The 17,768-nt window shown below is 74.7% G+C and carries 13 protein-coding genes; 4 read left to right on the top strand and 9 right to left on the bottom strand.

Translation table 11 applies throughout. The features are described 5' to 3' along the window. Positions 1-161: 161 nt before the first annotated feature. The 5 genes from BM064_RS14310 to BM064_RS14290 form a co-directional block, all read right to left on the bottom strand. Positions 162-1,223: an FAD-dependent oxidoreductase gene (locus BM064_RS14310; RefSeq protein ID WP_092860476.1), complete on the bottom strand. Its 1,062-nt coding sequence runs from the start codon at positions 1,221-1,223 to the stop codon at positions 162-164. A 192-nt stretch (positions 1,224-1,415) separates the two neighbouring features. Next, the gene (gene lpxC / locus BM064_RS14305; RefSeq protein WP_092860475.1) at positions 1,416-2,330 is read right to left on the bottom strand and encodes a UDP-3-O-acyl-N-acetylglucosamine deacetylase; all 915 of its coding nucleotides are present in this window, start codon (positions 2,328-2,330) and stop codon (positions 1,416-1,418) included. A gap of 207 nt (positions 2,331-2,537) precedes the next feature. Next, positions 2,538-3,665 carry a hypothetical protein gene (locus tag BM064_RS14300; protein ID WP_092860474.1) on the bottom strand — a complete coding sequence of 376 codons (1,128 nt, stop codon included), beginning with the start codon at positions 3,663-3,665 and terminating at the stop codon, positions 2,538-2,540. A 221-nt stretch (positions 3,666-3,886) separates the two neighbouring features. Next, a complete protein-coding gene (gene ftsZ / locus BM064_RS14295; protein WP_092860473.1) occupies positions 3,887-5,473 on the bottom strand; it encodes a cell division protein FtsZ in 1,587 nt (528 codons plus the stop codon). 412 nt (positions 5,474-5,885) lie between these two features. Continuing rightward, positions 5,886-6,737 carry a class I SAM-dependent methyltransferase gene (locus tag BM064_RS14290; RefSeq protein ID WP_092860472.1) on the bottom strand — a complete coding sequence of 284 codons (852 nt, stop codon included), beginning with the start codon at positions 6,735-6,737 and terminating at the stop codon, positions 5,886-5,888. 128 nt (positions 6,738-6,865) lie between these two features. Between BM064_RS14290 and BM064_RS14285 the strand changes: the two genes are divergently transcribed. Continuing rightward, positions 6,866-7,558, top strand: a complete 693-nt coding sequence (locus tag BM064_RS14285) for a pyrimidine 5'-nucleotidase (RefSeq protein WP_092860827.1) — start codon at positions 6,866-6,868, stop codon at positions 7,556-7,558. A gap of 407 nt (positions 7,559-7,965) precedes the next feature. Here the strand turns inward: BM064_RS14285 and BM064_RS14280 are convergent, their stop codons facing one another. The 3 genes from BM064_RS14280 to BM064_RS14270 all read right to left on the bottom strand — a co-directional run bounded on the left by BM064_RS14280 (position 7,966) and on the right by BM064_RS14270 (position 13,339). Next, positions 7,966-9,681 carry an FMN-binding glutamate synthase family protein gene (locus tag BM064_RS14280; protein WP_092860471.1) on the bottom strand — a complete coding sequence of 572 codons (1,716 nt, stop codon included), beginning with the start codon at positions 9,679-9,681 and terminating at the stop codon, positions 7,966-7,968. A gap of 304 nt (positions 9,682-9,985) precedes the next feature. After that, positions 9,986-11,596 carry a class I adenylate-forming enzyme family protein gene (locus tag BM064_RS14275; protein ID WP_177236264.1) on the bottom strand — a complete coding sequence of 537 codons (1,611 nt, stop codon included), beginning with the start codon at positions 11,594-11,596 and terminating at the stop codon, positions 9,986-9,988. 375 nt (positions 11,597-11,971) lie between these two features. Further along, on the bottom strand, positions 11,972-13,339 hold the full coding sequence (locus BM064_RS14270) for a malonyl-CoA decarboxylase (RefSeq protein WP_092860469.1): 1,368 nt from the start codon (positions 13,337-13,339) through the stop codon (positions 11,972-11,974). A gap of 233 nt (positions 13,340-13,572) precedes the next feature. Between BM064_RS14270 and BM064_RS14265 the strand changes: the two genes are divergently transcribed. Then, the gene (locus BM064_RS14265) at positions 13,573-15,081 is read left to right on the top strand and encodes a hypothetical protein (RefSeq protein ID WP_092860468.1); all 1,509 of its coding nucleotides are present in this window, start codon (positions 13,573-13,575) and stop codon (positions 15,079-15,081) included. 816 nt (positions 15,082-15,897) lie between these two features. After that, positions 15,898-16,668 (top strand): FadR/GntR family transcriptional regulator, encoded by a 771-nt coding sequence (locus BM064_RS14260; protein ID WP_092860467.1) that lies wholly within the window; start codon positions 15,898-15,900, stop codon positions 16,666-16,668. A gap of 18 nt (positions 16,669-16,686) precedes the next feature. Here BM064_RS14260 and BM064_RS14255 read toward each other — a convergent pair whose 3' ends face one another. Then, a complete protein-coding gene (locus BM064_RS14255; protein ID WP_092860466.1) occupies positions 16,687-17,139 on the bottom strand; it encodes a winged helix-turn-helix transcriptional regulator in 453 nt (150 codons plus the stop codon). Positions 17,140-17,236: 97 nt separating this feature from the next. On the opposite strand from BM064_RS14255, the gene BM064_RS14250 reads away from it, so the two are divergent. Beyond that, complete coding sequence (locus tag BM064_RS14250; RefSeq protein WP_092860465.1) at positions 17,237-17,767, top strand: PaaI family thioesterase; 531 nt, start codon at positions 17,237-17,239, stop codon at positions 17,765-17,767. Position 17,768 lies beyond the last annotated feature (1 nt).

Raw genomic sequence — 17,768 nt, 5'->3', positions numbered from 1 at the left:
GGTCCGACGTCAGGTGGTCGTCTGCGCCGGCCCCGGGGTCCGGGCGCGCGCTAAGGGTTTACGGCCTTGGGGCGGGGAGCCGCAAGGGCGCCGAGAAGCCGCGGGGCCGGTTGGCGCCCCGCGACGGCCCGGAACGCAGCGGCGCCCTGCCCTGCGCAGGCTCATGCCGCGCGCCCCGCGACCCGCGCGGCGACGCGCGCGGCGAGGAAGGGCGCGAAGATCACCCCGGGATGGGCGCAGGCGAGCGTCAGGCCGGCGACGCCCGCGTCCAGCGGCGCGAACGGCCGCGTCGCGGGCATCGGGCGCTGCGCCAGCAGCGCGCGGGCGGGCGCCCCGGCGCGCGGCGCGAAGGGCGTGTGCAGCAGGTCGCGCAGGGCCTCGGCCCGCCGCTCGGCGAAGGCGCGCAGGGCGGCGGGGTCGGCGGCGTCGGCGGGCGGATCCTCGGCGGTCACGATCGCGGCGCCGGGCGCGACGCCGTCGCCGCAGGGGGTGGCGCGGGCCTCGAGCTCGGGCCCGCAGAGGATTCGCGACAGCGCCCGGCCGCCGGGAACCCGCACCAGCACCGAGGGCGAGAGGCCCAGCCCCGCCGCCGCCTCGGGGGCGAGCGGCGCCAGCAGCCGGGCGGAGGCCGCGCCCGCGGCCAGCACCACGTGGTCGGCCTCGAGCTGGCGCGGATCGGGACCGCCCAGCACCACGCCCGCGACCCGGCCCGAGCGCTCCAACAGGCTCTGCACCGGGGCCTGGAGGAGACCCAGCGCGCCCGACGCGCGGGCCGCGGCGAGGAGGAGGGCCGCGGTCTCCGTCGGCTCCACCGCGCCCTCGTCGGGGGCGAAGACGGCGAGCGCGGGCGGGGCCCGCAGTTCGGGCGCCAGCGCGGCGGCCTCGGCGGCGGCGACCATGCGGGCGGCGGGATCGTGGGGGCGCAGGCGGGCGAAGAGCGCCTCGGTCGCCTCGGGGGCCTGCTCCCAGACCAGGGCGCCGCGGCGGTCGGCGAAGCCGGGGGCCGCGCGGGCGGCGGCGAGCGCCCGGGCGCGCAGTTCGAGATCGTCGCCGGGCCCGGAGACCGAGAGGTTGAGCCAGCCGAAGGAGGCGGCCGAGCAGCCCTGCCCCGGGGCGGCGGCGGCCTCGACCAGCGTGACCTGCGCGCCGGCGCGGGCCAGCGCCCAGGCGCAGGCGGCGCCGATCACGCCGGCGCCGACGACGATCGTGCGCGGACCGCTCATGCCGGCCGCCGACGCGGGATGCGCGCGACGGGCCGGGCGCGGCCGCGGATCGGGTGCGGGGCCCCCCGGGTCGAGGCGCGGCGCGATGCGGGAAGCGACATCCCTTGGGCCCTGCCGGAAAAGAGAACGGCCGCGCGATCGGGTCGCGCGGCCGGGGATCGGGGGTCGGCGTCAGGCGCGGCGCCGGCGGCCTCAGGCGGCGGCGCGCAGGCCGAGGCCCAGGCCGTGGCGGGTCGGCTCGGCCGCCACCTCGACGCGCCAGGCGTCGGGGTTGGCGAACAGCGCGCGCAGCACCTTGTTGTTCATCTCGTGGCCCGCGCGGCGGCCCACGTAGCGGCCGATGATCGGCGCGCCGGCGAGCGCGAGGTCGCCCACGGCGTCGAGCATCTTGTGGCGCACGAACTCGTCCGGGCGGCGCAGGCCGCCGGGGTTCAGCACCGTGTCGCCGTCCACCACGATGGCGTTGTCGAGCGAGCCGCCCAGCGCCAGCCCGGCCTTCTGCATCGCCTCGACCTCGGCCTGGCGGCAGAAGGTGCGGCAGTCGGCCAGATGCTCCATGAAGGCGCCGTTGACCAGCGTCAGGGTCAGCGACTGGGCGCCGATGGCGGCGTCCTCGAAGTCGATGCCGAAGTCGATCTCGAAGTTGTCCGCGGGCTCCAGACGGGCCAGGCGGCCGTTGTCCTCGACCTCGATGGGCTTGAGGATGCGGATCGCGCGGGCCTCGCCGCGCAGGCCGACGAGGCCGGCGCCGCGGATCGCCTCGGCGAAGGCCACGGCCGAGCCGTCCATGATCGGCACTTCCGGCCCGTCGATCTCGACCAGCGCGTTGGTCACGCCGCAGCCGGCGAGCGCGGCCATCACATGCTCGATCGTCGAGACGGAGACGCCGTCGCGGTTGCGGATCACCGTGCACAGGCGGGTGTCGGCCACCAGGTCCCAGCGGGCGTGGATCATGGAGTCGCGGCCGGAGCCGTCGGCGTCGACGTCCACGCGCTTGAACCAGATGCCGTAGTTGACGGAGGCGGGCAGGATGCGCAGCCGGACGGGCCGGCCGGAATGGAGGCCGAAGCCGCGGAACTCGATCGCCGATCTGACGGTGGCCTGCACTGTCTCGCCCTCTCTCTCACTGCTCGCCTGCCGGGAAGTCTGTCGCCGACTTCTTTGTTGACCTGCAGGTAGGCCCATGGGGGTTTCCATACAAATCAAGCTTTGCAACGCTTTGCGACAGGGCCTCACGCAGCGCGGCAAGTCCTTGGGACGTCGGCGTTTTCAGGCTCGCGGAGGGGGCGGGAAACTGCGGCCGCGCGGGCGGGATCAGTCGGCCCGCAGGGCGTCCCAGGCCTCGAGCATATCGGCCAGCGCGGCGCGGTCGGCGCGGGGGAAGGGTTCGTCGCGCCCCTCCTGCATGCCCTGGAAGCGCAGGATCGCGTCGTCGGCCCGGGCCAGCCGGCGCAGGATCTCGACCTGGCCGGGGTCGGGGCGCTCGTCGCGCCACTCGTAGGCGGCGGCGCCCTGCTGACGCTCGAACCAGCCGAAGGCGAGGGTGTCGGTGGTCCCGCCGTGGGAGACCTTCACCTGGTCCACGAACAGCCAGCTCCGGCCCGCGTAGACGGTGCGCATCTCCAGCCACGGCGGCCCGTCGCCCTTGCGGCCGATGGCGAGCGTGACGGTCGAACGGTCGCCGAGGGCGCGGGGGCGGTCGGGATGCTCGAGCCAGATCGTCCCGTCCTCGTCCTCGCGCCGGTCGAGCCGGTCGACGAGGTCCACCGTCTCCACCCGCTCGGCGGCGGCGGCGAAGCTCTCGGCCTTCTCGGGATAGGTGGCGTCGGCGGGGTCGAGGGCCGCGAGCAGCAGGTAGCCGTCGCGGGCCGAGGCGGGGTCGGAGGGCGGGACGCCGCGCACCCGCGCGCGGGCCGCGCGCTCGGCCGCGACCAGGGTCTCGCCGAGGTCGAAGCCGCCGCCGCGCAGCTCGGCGAGCCCGCGGGAGGCGGCCTGCCACTTCGCGGCGTCGATCGCGGCCATCAGCGCGCCCACCGCGGCCGGGGGCGGCGCGGGGGCCGCGGCCGCCGGGCCGGGCGCGGCGAGGGCGGCGGGCGTCGCCTCGGCCGCCTCGGCCGCGCGCGAGGCGGCGAGCGCGGCGGCCTCGGCCGCGACGCGCTCGGCGCGGGTGCGCCCGGCCGCGTCGCGCTCGACGGGCACGGCGACGAGCTGGTCGTCGACGTTCAGCGCGGAGCGGTCCTCGCCGGGGTCGAGGCGCACGGGCGCGTCGGTCAGGATCGCCGCGCCGAACATCGCGGCGACCGCGCACAGGAAGCTCAGTCCCACGCCCCGCAGCGCGCTCAGGCGGGTGCCGAAAGGCCTGAACGGGCGCACCAGGGCCGCCGCGGCGGCCAGAAAGCCGATCGCGGCGATGGCGAAAACGCCCACGAGCACCTCGAACATCGTCTCCCCCAAGCCGGCATGCGGGCGGTCCCGGCGCCCGTCGGATCAATCAAGATGAACAGACTACATGAACAGACCGGGGTCGCGCGACCCCCCTCGATCCCCTCCTCGCGACGGGCCGGAGGCGGCCCGAACGCGAAACCGCCCGGCCTCGATCGCGCGAGGCCGGGCGGCAGGGGTCGGCGCGGCGTCGCCGGCCCCGCAGGGCCGGCGGCGGAGGCTCAGTTGGCCTGGCGGCGCAGGAAGGCCGGGATCTCGCGCTGGCGGTCGGCCTCGGCCTGGTCGTCGCCCCGGCCGTGCAGGCTGGGCTCGCGGCTGGCGGGACGGGCGGAGGAGTCGCCCGAGCCCGTCATGCGGTGGATCAGGCTGTTGATGCCGAAGCGGGTCTCCTGGCGCGCGGCGGGCTGGGCCGCGGGCGCCGGACGCGCGGCGGGCGTCGGCTGGGCGGCCGGGGTCTCGCGCCGGCGCGCCGCGGGATCGGCCGGGTGCGAGACGGCGGCCTGCAGGCGGGCCAGCGTCTCGGGCGTGGGCTCGCCGGCGACGCGGGGCGCGGCGGCGGCGGGCGCCGGTTCGGCCTCGGCCTCCTCCGCCGACTGGGCGGCGGGAGCGATGAAGGCGCCGTCCTGCTCGAAGCGGTTGGCGGGCGCGGCCTCGGGGGCGGCGGCGGGCGCTTCGGCCAGCGGACGCTCGTCGAAGTCATGCACGCGGGCGACCGGGGTCGGCTGGGCGACCGGCTGCGGCGCGGGCTGGGCCTGGGCGGCGACCGGCTCGGCCGCGGGCGCGACCTCCAGCGGGCGGGCGTCGGCGGCGCGCACCGGGCGCGGGATGTCGCGCACGGTCTCCTCGGCCTCGATGCCGGTGGCCACGACCGAGACGCGCATCACGCCGTCGATGTCGGGGTCCAGCGTCGAGCCGACGATGATGTTGGCGTCGGGGTCGACCTCCTGGCGGATGCGGTTGGCGGCCTCGTCGAGCTCGAACAGCGTCAGGTCGTAGCCGCCGGTGATGTTGATCAGCACCCCGCGGGCGCCCTTGAGGCTGATCTCGTCCAGCAGCGGGTTGGCGATGGCCTTCTCGGCGGCCTGCACGGCGCGATCATCGCCCGCGGCCTCGCCGGTGCCCATCATCGCCTTGCCCATCTCGTCCATCACCGAGCGGACGTCGGCGAAGTCGAGGTTGATCAGGCCGGGGCGGACCATCAGGTCGGTGACGCCCTTGACGCCCTGGTAGAGCACGTCGTCGGCCATCATGAAGGCCTCGGCGAAGGTGGTGCGCTCGTTGGCCAGGCGGAACAGGTTCTGGTTGGGGATGATGATCAGCGTGTCGACGACGCGCTGCAGCTCCTCGATCCCCGCCTCGGCGAAGCGCATGCGGCGCGCGCCCTCGAAGTGGAAGGGCTTGGTGACCACGCCGACCGTCAGCACGCCCATCTCGCGCGCGGCGCGGGCGATGACCGGGGCGGCGCCGGTGCCGGTGCCGCCGCCCATGCCGGCGGTGATGAAGCACATGTGCGCGCCGTGCAGGCTCTCGACGATCTCCTCGATCGACTCCTCGGCGGCCGAGCAGCCGACCTGCGGCTTCGCGCCCGCGCCCAGGCCCTGGGTCACGGTGGTGCCCAGCTGGATGCGGCGCGTGGCCTTGGACTGCTGCAGCGCCTGCGCGTCGGTGTTGGCGGCGACGAAGTCGACCCCGTCCAGCGCCTGCTCGATCATGTTGTTGACGGCGTTGCCGCCCGCCCCGCCCACGCCGAAGACGGTGATGCGCGGAGACAGCTCGGTCTGCTCCGGAATCATGAGAGTGAGGGACATGTCGCCCGCCTGTATGTTCTGGACCCGCCCCGAGCCGCCTGCCTCGGGCTTGCGCGTTCGCGCGGGACGAAGTCCCCCGGACACGCGGATTTGGGATGGGTCGGTTGCCGCTCGATTCACCGACGCGCCGGTCTTTTTGTTTCGCCGTCCGCGCCTTGTTGTATTGGCAAGCAGGTTAACCCAACCCGGCGGCCCGGTCACGCGAAAATGCGTTAATTACATGGGTTTCGCCGCCATGGTTGCCCTGTTGTGGCCACGTTTCGCCAAAAGCTCGCGCACTCAAGTAGATGGGAGGTGAAGTTGATCTCACGGATCAATTGGACGCTGCGGGACGCTGCGTCAGCTTCGGCCCGCAACGCCCACTGCGCGGGACGCGATTGCACGTTTGCGGATGAACGGACGGCCAGCCGGCTCAGGCCTGCGCGGTGACGATCCAGGCGCCGCAGGCGAGCTCCAGGCGCCCCGGCGCGGCCCGCTCGGCGAAGCGCGCGCGCAGGCGCGCCGCGGCCGCCTCGCGCAGGGCCTCGGGCGCGTCGCGCAGGCGCCCGGCGACGGGACCGGACTCGAGCGCGCGGGTCGTCGCGCTCTCCACCGGGTCGGGGTCGTCGGGCGCGGCGGCGGGCGTCGAGAGGTCGAGGGGCGCGAAGGCCACCTCCCGCCAGCCCGCCCCCTCCAGCCAGGGGCGCACGACCTGCGGGTCGCCCCAGCCGAAGGGTCCCGGCGCGCCGGGGGGCGCGGCGGGGGCGAAGGGCTCGCCCGCCTCCTCGAAGGCCTCGCGCGCGGCGGCGAAGCCCAGCGAGGCCCACTCGTTCTCCTCCAGCGTCCGCCAGGCGACCGCGGTCAGCCAGCCGCCGGGCGCCATGCTCCGGCGCAGGGTGCGCCAGGCGGGCTCGGGGGCGTCGAAGAACATGCAGCCGAAGCGGGAGAACAGCCGGTCGTAGGGGCCGGGCGGCGGGGCGAGGGCGGCGTCCGCCTCCACCGCCTCGGCGGCCTCCCCGGAGAGGCCGGCGGCCGCGATCCGCGCGCGGGTCATCGCAACCAGGTCGGGCGAGACGTCGAGGCCGGTGACCCGCGCCCCCGCCTGCGCGAGCTGCACGGTGGTGGCCCCCGCCCCGCAGCCCAGGTCGAGCACGCGCAGCGCCGCGACCGGGCCCTGGGCGGTCATCGCGGCCTCGCCGAACGGGGCGAGGAACCGGTCCTGCGCCTCGGCGCCCTTCGCCCAGCGCCTGCCCTGCGCCCCGCGCCATTCGTCCGCCGCGTGCATGCCGGTCCTCCGTCCGTGTTCCGTTCTGGTTGAGGATCAATGTGGGGCGGCCCGCGCCGCCCGCAACCGCAGGGGCCCGCGGCGGCGCGTCGATGGACGCGGCGGCGGGCGGATGCTATCGCCGCGCCATGAGCCTCGCCACGCTTTCCCCCGACCCCGATCCCGACGCCCTCCGCCGCGCCTTCGCACGGGTGGAGACCTGGGTGTTCGACCTCGACAACACGCTCTACCCCCCGCAGGAGCGGCTGTTCGACCAGATCGAGGCGAAGATCGCCGCCTTCGTGATCCGCGAGCTGGGGGTGGACGAGGCCGAGGCGAGCCGCCTGCGCCGCGCCTACTGGCACGACCACGGCACCACGCTGGCGGGGCTGATGATCCATCACGGCATCGACCCGGACCCGTTCCTGGAGTTCGTGCACGACATCGACTTCGCGCCCTTGAAGCGCAACGCCCGCCTGCGGGCGGCGATCGCGGCCCTGCCCGGCCGCTCGATCGTCTACACCAACGGCACCGCGCGCTACGCCCGGCAGGTGACCGAGGCGATCGGCATCGAGGACCTGTTCGAGGCGTTCTACGGGGTGGAGAGCGCCTTCTACACCCCCAAGCCGGCGCCCGCCGCCTACACCCGCATCTTCGGCGCCGACGGGCTGGACCCGAAGCGCGCGGCGATGTTCGAGGACGACCCCCGCAACCTCCGCGCCCCCCGCGAGCTGGGCCTGGAGACGGTCTGGGTCGATCCCGCCGCCGGCGAGGCGGAGGCGCCGCCCCACGTCCAGCACCAGACCGACGACCTCGCGGGCTTCCTCGAAAAGCTGGTCTGAGCCGCGGTCGCCCGGCCCCGCTCGGGCGCCGGCGCCCGAGGACCCGTCACGACCCGGCGGCGTCGCCCGGGGGCCGGCCCCGACCCGGCGCAATGCCCCGTGTCCGCGACCGACCCCGCAGTCGGCCGGAACGGTCGGACAGCGGCGGCGGCGTCTCGACAAGCCCCCCGCCCCTGCCCGCCTGGCCACAGGAGCTCGACGCCCCGTCGGCGCGGCGCCCGTGCCCGCTCGCGGAGGCCGAGATCAAGGACTCGCGCCGGAGGGCCTGCGCGGTCGCTCCCCGATAGATCCCGCCCCGATGGATCCCGCCCCGATGGTTCCCGCCCCGATGGTTCCCGCAAGGCGTCGGGCCGGGCGGGCGGGCTCGCGGGCCGCGCAGCGGCGCGCGGGGCGCCCGACCGGCCCGCTCAGGCCTTCGCCCGGACCGCGTCTCCGCCGCCGCCGGCCGCAGGCTCGGCCGGGGCGCGCTCGACCGCGCGGCGCACCTTGTGGCCGGGACGGTGGGAGGCGATGCGCTCGGGCCGCTCGAAGCTGTCGGCGCGCGCGCGCCGCCAGCGCGACATCAGCGCCTCGACCTCGCAGGTGCCGTCCAGCAGGCTGCCCTCGGGGATCGGGTTGAAGATCAGGTCGCCCTCGATGGTCTCGCCCATCTTCTGGCGGAAGTTGAAGTGATAGGGGCTGATCTCGCCCGGATGCTCCAGCCCCGCCGCCCCGATCATGTGCGCCACGGCCTTCAGCGTGTTGCGGTGGAAGTTCGCCACCCGCACGGACTTGTCGGTCACGTCCACCGCCCGCTGGCGCAGCTTGTCCTGGGTGGCGACGCCGGCCGGACACTCGTTGGTGTGGCAGGCCTGGGCCTGGATGCAGCCGACCGCGAACATGAAGCCGCGAGCCGAGTTGCACCAGTCGGCCCCCATCGCCATCGTGCGGCAGATGTCGAAGGCCGAGACCACCTTGCCCGAGGCGCCGATGCGGATCCGGTCGCGCACCCCCGCCCCGATCAGGGTGTTGTGCACGATCGCCAGCCCGTCCTGCAGCGGCATGCCCATGTGGTTGGAGAACTCCAGCGGCGCCGCCCCCGTGCCCCCTTCCGAGCCGTCGACCACGATGAAGTCAGGATAGATCCCCGTCTCCAGCATCGCCTTGACGATGCACATGAACTCCCGCCGGTGCCCGATGCAGAGCTTGAAGCCCACCGGCTTGCCCCCCGACAGCTCGCGCAGCTGGCCGAGGAAGTCGACCATCTCCAGCGGCGTCGAGAAGGCCGAGTGCGAGGGCGGCGAGATGCAGTCCTCGTCCATCGGCACATGGCGCGCCTCGGCGATCTCGGGGGTGATCTTGGCCGCGGGCAGCATGCCGCCGTGCCCGGGCTTCGCGCCCTGGCTCAGCTTCAGCTCGATCATCTTCACCTGCGGGTCCGCCGCCTGCTCCTGGAAGAGCTTCGGCGAGAAGTTCCCGTTCTTGTCGCGGCAGCCGAAATACCCCGTCCCGACCTGGAAGATCAGGTCGCCCCCGCCCGCGCGGTGATAGCGCGAGATCCCGCCCTCGCCGGTGTCATGGGCGAAGCCGCCCATCCGCGCGCCGGTGTTCAGCGCGGTGATGGCGTTGCCCGACAGCGCCCCGAAGGACATGGCGGAGATGTTGTAGAGCGAGATCTCGTAGGGCTGCCGGCACTCCGGCCCGCCGACCTCGACGCGGAAGTCCCAGTCCTCGACATGCTTGGTGGCGACCGAGTGGGTCATCCAGGCGTAGCCGGGGTCGTAGACATGCTCGTGGGTGCCGAAGGGCTTCTTGTCCTCGACGTTCTTGGCGCGCTGGTAGACCAGCGAGCGGGCCTCGCGCGAGAACGGCTCCTCGTCCTCGTCGCTCTCGATCAGGTACTGGCGGATCTCGGGGCGGATGCCCTCGAACAGCCAGCGCATGTGGCCGATGACGGGGTAGTTGCGCAGGATCGCGTGGCGGGTCTGGACCAGGTCGCGGATGCCCACGACGAACAGCGCCAGCATCGCCGCCGAGCCGATCCACAGGATCACCTGCCAGGCGAGGATCTGGGCGAAGGCGGCGAGGATCGCGAAGACGACGGCCATGACGGCGGTGAGGGCGAAGACGCTGTAGCGTTCCATTCAGGCCTCCGGAGGGGGGACGTTGCCTTGGCCTAGCATGACTGGGAGACGTTTTCCCAACCCTAACGCCACGCCCCCGCCGGCCGTCCGGCGCAGGCGCCCCGCCCCGCCGGGAGCGCCTGTTCTCGGGTGGGTTCCAGAAGCGCCCCCGCCGGCGCCCGCCGGCGCGCGCCGCGAGGCGCGCAAGGCCGAGCGAGCCCCGCCTCGCGAGGCCCGCGCCCCAGGCCCGACCTCCGCCGCGCGCCGCGGGCCGGACGCCCCCCACATGCGGGACGCCCGACGCGGCGCCCCGCGGGGCCGGCGCTCAGCGCGACATGCGCGCGTCCGGCGCCCGGTCCTTCACCGCCGCCAGCAGGTCGGGCTTGAGCACCTTGCCCACCGCGTTGCGCGGCAGCGCCTCCATCACGTGCAGGGCCGAGACGCGCTGGGTCTTGCCCAGCCTGGCGTTGGCCGCGTCCAGGATCGCCTGCGCGTCGGCGCTCGCGCCCGCGCGCAGCACCACGCCCGCCACCGGCGTCTCGCCCCACTCCTCCGAGGGCGCGCCCACCACGCCCACCTCGGTCACGTCGGGATGGGCGTGCAGGGCGTCCTCGAGGTCGGTGGCGTAGATGTTGAAGCCGCCGGAGATGATCATGTCCTTCTTGCGGCCCACGATGTAGAGGAACCCGTCCGCGTCGATCCGCCCGAGGTCGCCCGAGCGGAACACCACCCGCCCGTCCTCGAGCCGCATCAGCGCCTTCTCGGTCAGGTCGTTGCGCCCGTGGTAGCCCGCCATCATCGCGGGCGAGCGGCCGACCACCTCGCCGACCTCGCCCTGGGGCACGGGCCGGTCGTCGTCGTCGAGGATCGCCAGGTCCGAGTTCAGCGCCGGCTGCCCGACCGAGCCCGCCTTGTCGGGGAACGCCTTGAGGTCGAGCATCGCCGAGACCCCGCCCTCGGTCAGCCCGTAGAGCTCGATGAACCGCCCGGGCCAGCGGGCGATGATCTCGGTCTTGGTCGCGGCGGCGAGCGGCGAGGAGGTGCAGATCGTCAGCTCCAGCGAGGAGATGTCGGTCTTCGCCAGTTCCTCGGCCTTGAACAGGCGCTGCACCAGCACCGGCACCAGCATGCAGCAGGTGATCTTCTGGGCCTCGACGGTCGAGAGCCAGGTCTGCGTGTTCCACTTGGGCAGGAACGTCGCCGTGCCGCCCTCGGCGAGCGTCGCGATCATCGCGACCAGCGTGGTGTTGGAATAGAGCGGCGTGGTCAGCAGGGTGCGGCTCTCGCCCGAGACCCCGTTCATCGTGAACCGCGGCATCTGGCGCGAGCGGAACAGGTGCGTGTGCACGATCCCCTTGGGGATGCCGGTGGTGCCCGACGAGTAGATGATGTTGAACAGGTCCTCGGGCTCGATCTGCGGCAGTTCGCCCGCCGCCGGCGCCGGCAGGTCCATGTCCAGCAGCTTCGTCCAGCCGTCGGCCTCGAAGTCGAGCGAGAGCTTCGCCACGCCCGCGAGCTCGGGCTTCGAGGCGAGGATCGCCTCGACCCGGTCCTTCTGGGAGGCGGAGGCGACCACGCAGGGCGCCGCGGCGTCGGCGATCATGGTCGCCAGCGTCTCGTCCGAGGCGGTGACCGGCATCGGCGCCACGCAGCCCCCGGCCGCGAGCCCCGCCAGATAGGCCACGCAATAGTCCATCGGCGTGTCGGCGACGATCGAGACGACGGCGCGCCGGGTCAGGCCCTTCGCGATCATCAGCTTCGCCGCCCGCTCGGCCAGCGCGCAGGTCTGCGCCCAGGTCAGCGTCCGCTCGCCCTCGCGGATCGCGGGATGGTCGGGCCGCTCGGCCGCGTGGCGGCGCATGCGGCCCGGCAGGGTGCGGAACTCGTGCTCGGGCAGCGGAAGCGGCTCGATGGTCAGCGGGGCGGTGTCGGGCATTCGGTGCGTCTCTTCCCTGGCGTGGGGGCGCCCTCGCGCAGGGAGGGGCGGAGGGCGCGTCCTGTCGTTGCGGCGCGTCCCGCCGCCCGCGCGATCCGGCGCGGTCGAGGGACCGGCGGCCGGGATTGCGGGGGGGCGGACACGCGCAGGCATCCTGATGGCTCGCCGCGTCCGCTGCAAGCCGGTCGGCCGGGAAGCGACGCCGCACGGGACGCTCACGTCAACGTCGTCCGGGGAGCGTCCGCGCCCCGGCCGCGCGCGCCGCACGGACCCGTCGCCGCCTTGCCCTGACCCGCCGCCCAGGGCCGCCTCCCAGACCCGCCGCACCGACGAGCGGCGGGGCGGCGGGCGGGAGCGGGGCGCGCGGGCGTGGGTTCAGGCCGCCTTCTCCTGCGACTTCAGCAGGCGCTTCACGCCCGGCGCCGCGGCCACCGCGCCCTCCTTGGCGAAGGCCTCGTGGCGGGCCTCGATCCGGTCGAGGTCGTAGAGGTAGTTCACCATCGCCCCGCAGCCTCGCTCGATGCCGCTGTCCGAGAGGTCCGCGGGCCAGTGCACCTCGGCCAGCATCGCGCCGTTGCCCAGGTGGAAGCGGGCGACGGGATCCTCGGGGCGCCCGTCGCGGCGCTTGCCCTCCAGCAGGTACTGCGCCGTGCGCCGCTCCATCCGCGGGACCAGGGCCTTGCGCTCGGCCTCGTCCTCGCGCCAGGCGCCGGCGGCGAGGCGCGCGCGCAGGTCGGCGGCGAGCGGATCGTCCTGTGCCGTGCGCTCCAGCCAGGCGGCGAAGCCGGGCACGGGGGAGAGGGTGACGAAGGTCTTGAGGTTGGGGAGCTCCCGCGACAGTTCCTGCACCACCTGCTTGATCAGGAACGAGCCGAAGGTGACCCCCTTCAGCCCCCCCTGGCAGTTGGAGATCGAGTAGAACACCGCCGTGTCCGCGTCCCGCGGGTTCATCGCCCCGCCCCCCTCCAGCACCGGCGCGATGGCGCCCGGCACGCCGTCGGTCAGCGCCACCTCGACGAAGACCAGCGGCTCGTCGCCGGTGGCGGGGTGGAAGAAGGCGAAGCAGCGCCGGTCGGCCGGGTCCAGCCGGCGGCGCAGGTCGTCCCAGTCGCGGATCTCGTGCACCGCCTCGTAGGCGACGATCTTCTCCAGGATCGCGGCGGGCGTGTTCCAGTCGATCTCGCGCAGCACCAGGAAGCCGCGGTTGAACCACGAGGCGAAGAGGTGGGCGAAGTCCACGTCCAGCGGCGCCAGCGAGGGGTCGGCCTTCGCGGCGGCCAGCAGGTCCTCGCGCATCCGCACCAGCGCGATGGTGCCCCCCGGGCAGAGGTTGAGCGCGCGCAGCAGGCCCTGCCGGCGCGGCTCGACCGCCTCGAAGAGGCGCGCGAAGGCGGCCTCCGGGCTCTCCTGCTCGGGGGCGTCGGGGGCCTCGGTCCGGCGCGCGGCCATCGCGGCCTCCCAGGCGGCGTAGGCGCCGCGCAGGGCGTCGACGTCGGGGCCGAGGTCGTCGAGCAGCCGGCGGAAGAAGGCGGCGCGCTGGGCGGGGTCGAGCCGCTGCCAGGCCTCCAGCGCCTCCGCCGCCGCGGCGATGCGCGAGGCCTCGCCCCCCGGCTTCATCAACCGCGCGCAGGCCTCCTCCAGCCGCCGGTCCGGGGCGCCGCCGGAGGCGCCCGACCACGGCCGGTCGTTCAGGCGCAGGGCCGACAGCAGATCCTGGACGAAATCGATGTTGATGCTGGGCATCGGCGGACCTCCGGCAGGGGCGAGACGAGGGCGCGATGCTAACCCGACTCGGGCCCGCCGGTCGAAGGAAGCTTGGCGACGAATCCGTGGCGGAGGCCGCCCCGGGATTAATCGGTTGCTAACGGCCTGCGAGGCAGAACATGGCGGAAAGGCGCCGTTATCGGTTGACGTTCCGCTACGGCTGGGGCCTTTCTTTCCTGAGAGGAAACGCTGTGATTGCGAGTCGAGAGCCCATGGTCCGCCGAACGCCTCAGGTCCTGGCCGTGCTGTCCGCGGCCATGCTCGCCACGGCCGTCCCCGCCGCCGCCGACGGGACGGAGGACGCCTCGGCTTCGGCAGGGGACGGCGCCTGCTGCAGCGCCCTCTCCGAGGCGCCCCGCCGCTGGGGCCCGCGCCTGCCGCGCCCCCTGCGCGAGCTGCGCCGCGAGGAGCCGGTGTGGCTGTTCCCCGAGCCGACGCCGACCGGGCGGCCGATCCACTTCGCTCCCGCCGCTTCCGCCACGCTGACCACGCCGGAGTTCTCGGTCTCGGGCGCCTATTACGGCGCCCTGCCTTTCGGCCTGCCGGATCGCCTGCCCAAGGCGCAGATCACCGCCTCGGGCGCGACGCCGGACTTCGAGATGCCGGCGGACCTGTCGCTGGACACGCTGCTGGGCTCCCTCCGCGCGCTGCACCTTCCGGAGGGCGAGGCGCGCATCGACGTGGCCGGGCACTGGGCGAGCGCGCGCTACGACGCGGACGCGGGCCGCCTGAGCCTGACCGCGCCGCTGCTGGGGCTCGACCGCGACTTCGCCGCCGAGACCGGGCGCGACGCCGAGCGGATCCTGCGCCGCCTGTGGCGCAAGCACCGCTCGACGATCGAGACCGCCTACCTGCAGTGGTCGGCGGCCCACAATTCGAGGGACCCGGTGGCGGGCAACCCCTGGTCGACGATGACCCTGATGGCGACGGGCGGGATCGACTCGTTCTTCTACACCTCCAGCCTGACCGAGAGCGGCGGGCGCCCGGTGATGATGCTCCGCGGCCTGGGCGCCGGCGACCAGGACCTCCGCGGCGCGGGCTGGCGCGGCGAAAGGGGCGGCCTGCCGGGCGCGGGGCCCGTGGAGGCGGGCGCGCCCGACGGCTTCTCGGGCACGGCCACGGCGGCGGCGCCGCTGGGCTACGGCGGACGGGCGCAGGTGGTGTTCTCGGCCCCGGTCAGCTGGGCCGCGACCGGCGGCGCCCACCGGCTGAACGGCGCCGCCGGCGTCGGCCTGCTGGCCGAGGTGACGCCCAACTGGACGCTGGGCCTGATGGCGCAGGGCGGCCTCGGCGCGCAGACCGACGCGGGCGCGGCCTGGATCGCCGGCGGCTCGGTCGCCTCGCGCTACACGCTGCAGGCCGCCGACGGGACCTCGGTGAGCGTGCTCAACAGCGTCTCGAGCCTGACCACCCTGCCCTTCGAATACGCGGGCCGGCGGGTCGACTACGACCTCGACAACATCGCGATGCGCAACGCCGTGGCGGCGGAGCGGCCGATCTCCGCCCCCGACGGCATCCGCCCGATGCACCTGCTGGGCGTGGAGCTGTCGGAGACCCGCTTCACCGGCGACGCCCTCTACATCGAGCAGAGCTGGGAGGCCGCGATCACCTGGCGGCGCGTCGATCCCGGCCTGGGCGAGGTCGCGGCCGCCCGGCTCTCGGCGCTCGCCACCGACGCCGGCGACACCGGCGCCCGCCTGTCGCTCGACCTCGCTTTCTGAGCAAGCGGGCGGAGCGCCGACCCGCGCCCCGCCGCCCCCCGCGCCTCCCGCCGGGAGGGCCGTGCGCAGCCGCGGGAGGACCGGACGCCGCCGCAGCCGTCGGTCGCGCGCAGCGTGACGTCGACCGTCGGCGCCGGCGGGCGGACCCTCGCGGCGACCGCCGACGATCCCGCAGCGACGGCGGTCACGAACGACGGGACCCGGGAAGCGGAGCGTCGAGGACGCGCCGCCGAAGGCCCGCGGCGGGAACCGCGCCGCCCACGGCATCCCGTCCAAGGCGCGTTTCCGGCGGATCGCGGCGGGCCCCCTGCAGACGCCTGGCCGCTGCAACGCGGCCCGCGGGGCCGGTCCCCCGCGCCCGTCGCCCGGGATCGCCCCCCGAGCGACGGCCCGCAGGCGGGGCGCCGGCAGGACAAGCCTGGGATCTCCCGGAGGAGCGGCCCGGCGTCGCGCCGGCGGGGGCTTTCGGGGCGCGCGGCCGGGCAGCTCCTCCTGCGGCCGGACGGGGCATTCGCGGGGGGGCGGCGGGCCTCGGGAAGGTCGCCATGAAGCAGCGGCTAATCATCATGGGAATTCTTTCAACAAACGCCGCGCTCGTCTGGAATCACGGAAATCGCCTTCTGGCGAACACGCCGCAGCGGAAGTTCGCGACTGGGCGCTAATAAAGATTTTCAAGTCATCTTCATGCCACTATAGACCAAGAGCGGTAGGCCTCCCCGGTCGACCGCGTGTCCCAAGCCTGTCGCCACGGACCCGCCGCCCGGCCGGGCGCGGTGGCCGGGGCGCTCGTCCGATCCTGATTCCCGAACGCCCCACATGACGTCATCCTCCGCCCCGTCCCGAAGGCCCCCTGCCCGCCGCCGCGCCGCCGAACGCGGCCTGAGCCGGCCCCAGGCGATCGCCGAGACCCTGAAGGACTGGATCGTGGAGCAGGCGCTCGCCCCCGGCGACCGCCTCCCCCAGGAAGCCCAGCTGATCTCGATCCTCGGCGCCTCCAAGGGCACCGTGCGCGAGGCGCTGCGGGTGCTGGAGACGCAGGGCCTGATCCGCACGCGCACCGGCCCCGGCGGCGGCGCCTTCATCACCCCGGTGAGCGGCGATCACGCCGCCCTGCTGCTCGCCAACCTGTTCTATTTCGAGCGGCCCGAGCTCGCGGACCTGCTGGCGCTGCGCCGCGCGCTGATGCCGGTGCTCGCCGCCGACCTGGCCGCGACGACGGCCCCTGCAGACGTCGATGCGCTGGCCGAGGCCGCGGGCCCGGTGCTCGCCGCCGTGCGTCCGGACGTGCGCCGCGCCGCCGGCCTCGCCTTCGACGAGGCGCTGGCCGCGGCCAGCGCCAACCCCCTGATGCGCTTCACCTGCGGCTTCGTCGCGCGGATGCTGGGCGAGCTGGTCGAGATCCCGGCCGCCGCCCTCGACGTCGGCGACGGGGCCTGGGCGGCGGAGCTCCTGGCCGCCCTGCGCGCCGGCGACGGCGCCGCGGCGGCCCGGGCGATGGAGATGCGGCTGGATCGGGAGGGGGCGGCCCTGCTCGCCGCCCAGGCCGTCGTCGCGCGCCGGTTCCTCGGCGCCCGCGCGCCGCGCTGAGCGGCGCGGAGCCCGGCCTCAGCCCTCGGCCGAGCGCAGCCGCGCGCGGATGTTGCGCGGCGTGATCCGACGTCCGCTGCGCGCGTCGACCATCACCGGCTCGATCCGCGCGCCGTCGTCGCGGAACTCGTAGACCAGCGGCGGGCCGCCCTCGACCGGCACATGCGCGTCCGCCCAGCCCACCAGGCTGAGCAGCACCGGCTGCAGGTCGAGGCCCCGCTCGGTCAGCCGGTATTCGTGGCGCGGCGGACGCTCCTGGTACGGCACGCGCTCCAGCACCCCGGCCGCCTCCAGCTTGCGCAGGCGATCCGCGAGCACGTGGCGGGTGACGCCCAGGCTTTCCTGCAGACGCTCGAACCGGCGGGTCCCGCGGAAGCAGTCCCGCAGGATCAGCAGCGTCCAGCGGTCCCCGATCACCGACAGGGCCCGGGCCACCGGACAGGTCTCGTCGCTCAGCTCGTTCCAGCGCATGGCTGGGATATAGCACGGCTTGACACGTTCCGAAAGGGAACGCACTGTCGGGGTGCGTTCCGAAACAGAACCCACATGCCGCGCCCGAGGAGCCCCGATGACCGACGCCACGCCCCCCGTCGCCACCCGCAGCCGGACCTACGACTACGAGGTCGCCAGCTTCGACCCCACCGCCGCGATGCGCCTGAGCGGGCTCGACTACATGCGCGCCCTGGTGGCGGGGGAGATCGGCTCGCGCCCCTCGATCGGGGCCACCATCGGCATGGGCATCCCCTACGACATCGAGCCCGGCTCGGTGCGATTCGACGCCGAGCCCTCGGATTTCCTGCTCAACCCGCTGGGCACGGTGCATGGGGGCTTCGCGGCGACGGTTCTGGATTCGGCGCTGGGGGTGGCGGCGCACACGGTGCTGCCGCCGGCGCATGGCTACACCACCGCCGAGCTGAAGGTGAACTACACCCGCGCGATCCTGCCCACCACCGGCACGCTGACCTGCACCGGCACGGTGATCCACGCCGGCCGGCGGATGGTGACCACCGAGGCGCGGCTGCACGGCAAGGCGGACGGCAAGCTCTACGCCCACGGCTCGGCCACGCTGTTCGTGATGCCGATGGGAAAGGCCGCCTGAG

This window comes from Albimonas pacifica (assembly GCF_900113695.1).
Classification (GTDB): Bacteria; Pseudomonadota; Alphaproteobacteria; order Rhodobacterales; family Rhodobacteraceae; genus Albimonas; species Albimonas pacifica.
Note: the sequence above shows the minus strand (reverse complement) of the source record. Positions and strands in the feature narration are given on the sequence as shown.

Coding starts and splice junctions, on each gene's coding strand:
- BM064_RS14260 (WP_092860467.1), top strand. CDS start 15,898: ATGACGTCATCCTCCGCCCCGTCCCGAAGGCCCCCTGCCCGCCGCCGC.
- BM064_RS14300 (WP_092860474.1), bottom strand. CDS start 3,665: ATGTTCGAGGTGCTCGTGGGCGTTTTCGCCATCGCCGCGATCGGCTTT.
- BM064_RS14265 (WP_092860468.1), top strand. CDS start 13,573: ATGGTCCGCCGAACGCCTCAGGTCCTGGCCGTGCTGTCCGCGGCCATG.
- BM064_RS14290 (WP_092860472.1), bottom strand. CDS start 6,737: ATGCACGCGGCGGACGAATGGCGCGGGGCGCAGGGCAGGCGCTGGGCG.
- BM064_RS14310 (WP_092860476.1), bottom strand. CDS start 1,223: ATGAGCGGTCCGCGCACGATCGTCGTCGGCGCCGGCGTGATCGGCGCC.
- BM064_RS14275 (WP_177236264.1), bottom strand. CDS start 11,596: ATGCCCGACACCGCCCCGCTGACCATCGAGCCGCTTCCGCTGCCCGAG.
- BM064_RS14255 (WP_092860466.1), bottom strand. CDS start 17,139: ATGCGCTGGAACGAGCTGAGCGACGAGACCTGTCCGGTGGCCCGGGCC.
- BM064_RS14280 (WP_092860471.1), bottom strand. CDS start 9,681: ATGGAACGCTACAGCGTCTTCGCCCTCACCGCCGTCATGGCCGTCGTC.
- BM064_RS14250 (WP_092860465.1), top strand. CDS start 17,237: ATGACCGACGCCACGCCCCCCGTCGCCACCCGCAGCCGGACCTACGAC.
- BM064_RS14270 (WP_092860469.1), bottom strand. CDS start 13,339: ATGCCCAGCATCAACATCGATTTCGTCCAGGATCTGCTGTCGGCCCTG.
- ftsZ (WP_092860473.1), bottom strand. CDS start 5,473: ATGTCCCTCACTCTCATGATTCCGGAGCAGACCGAGCTGTCTCCGCGC.
- BM064_RS14285 (WP_092860827.1), top strand. CDS start 6,866: ATGAGCCTCGCCACGCTTTCCCCCGACCCCGATCCCGACGCCCTCCGC.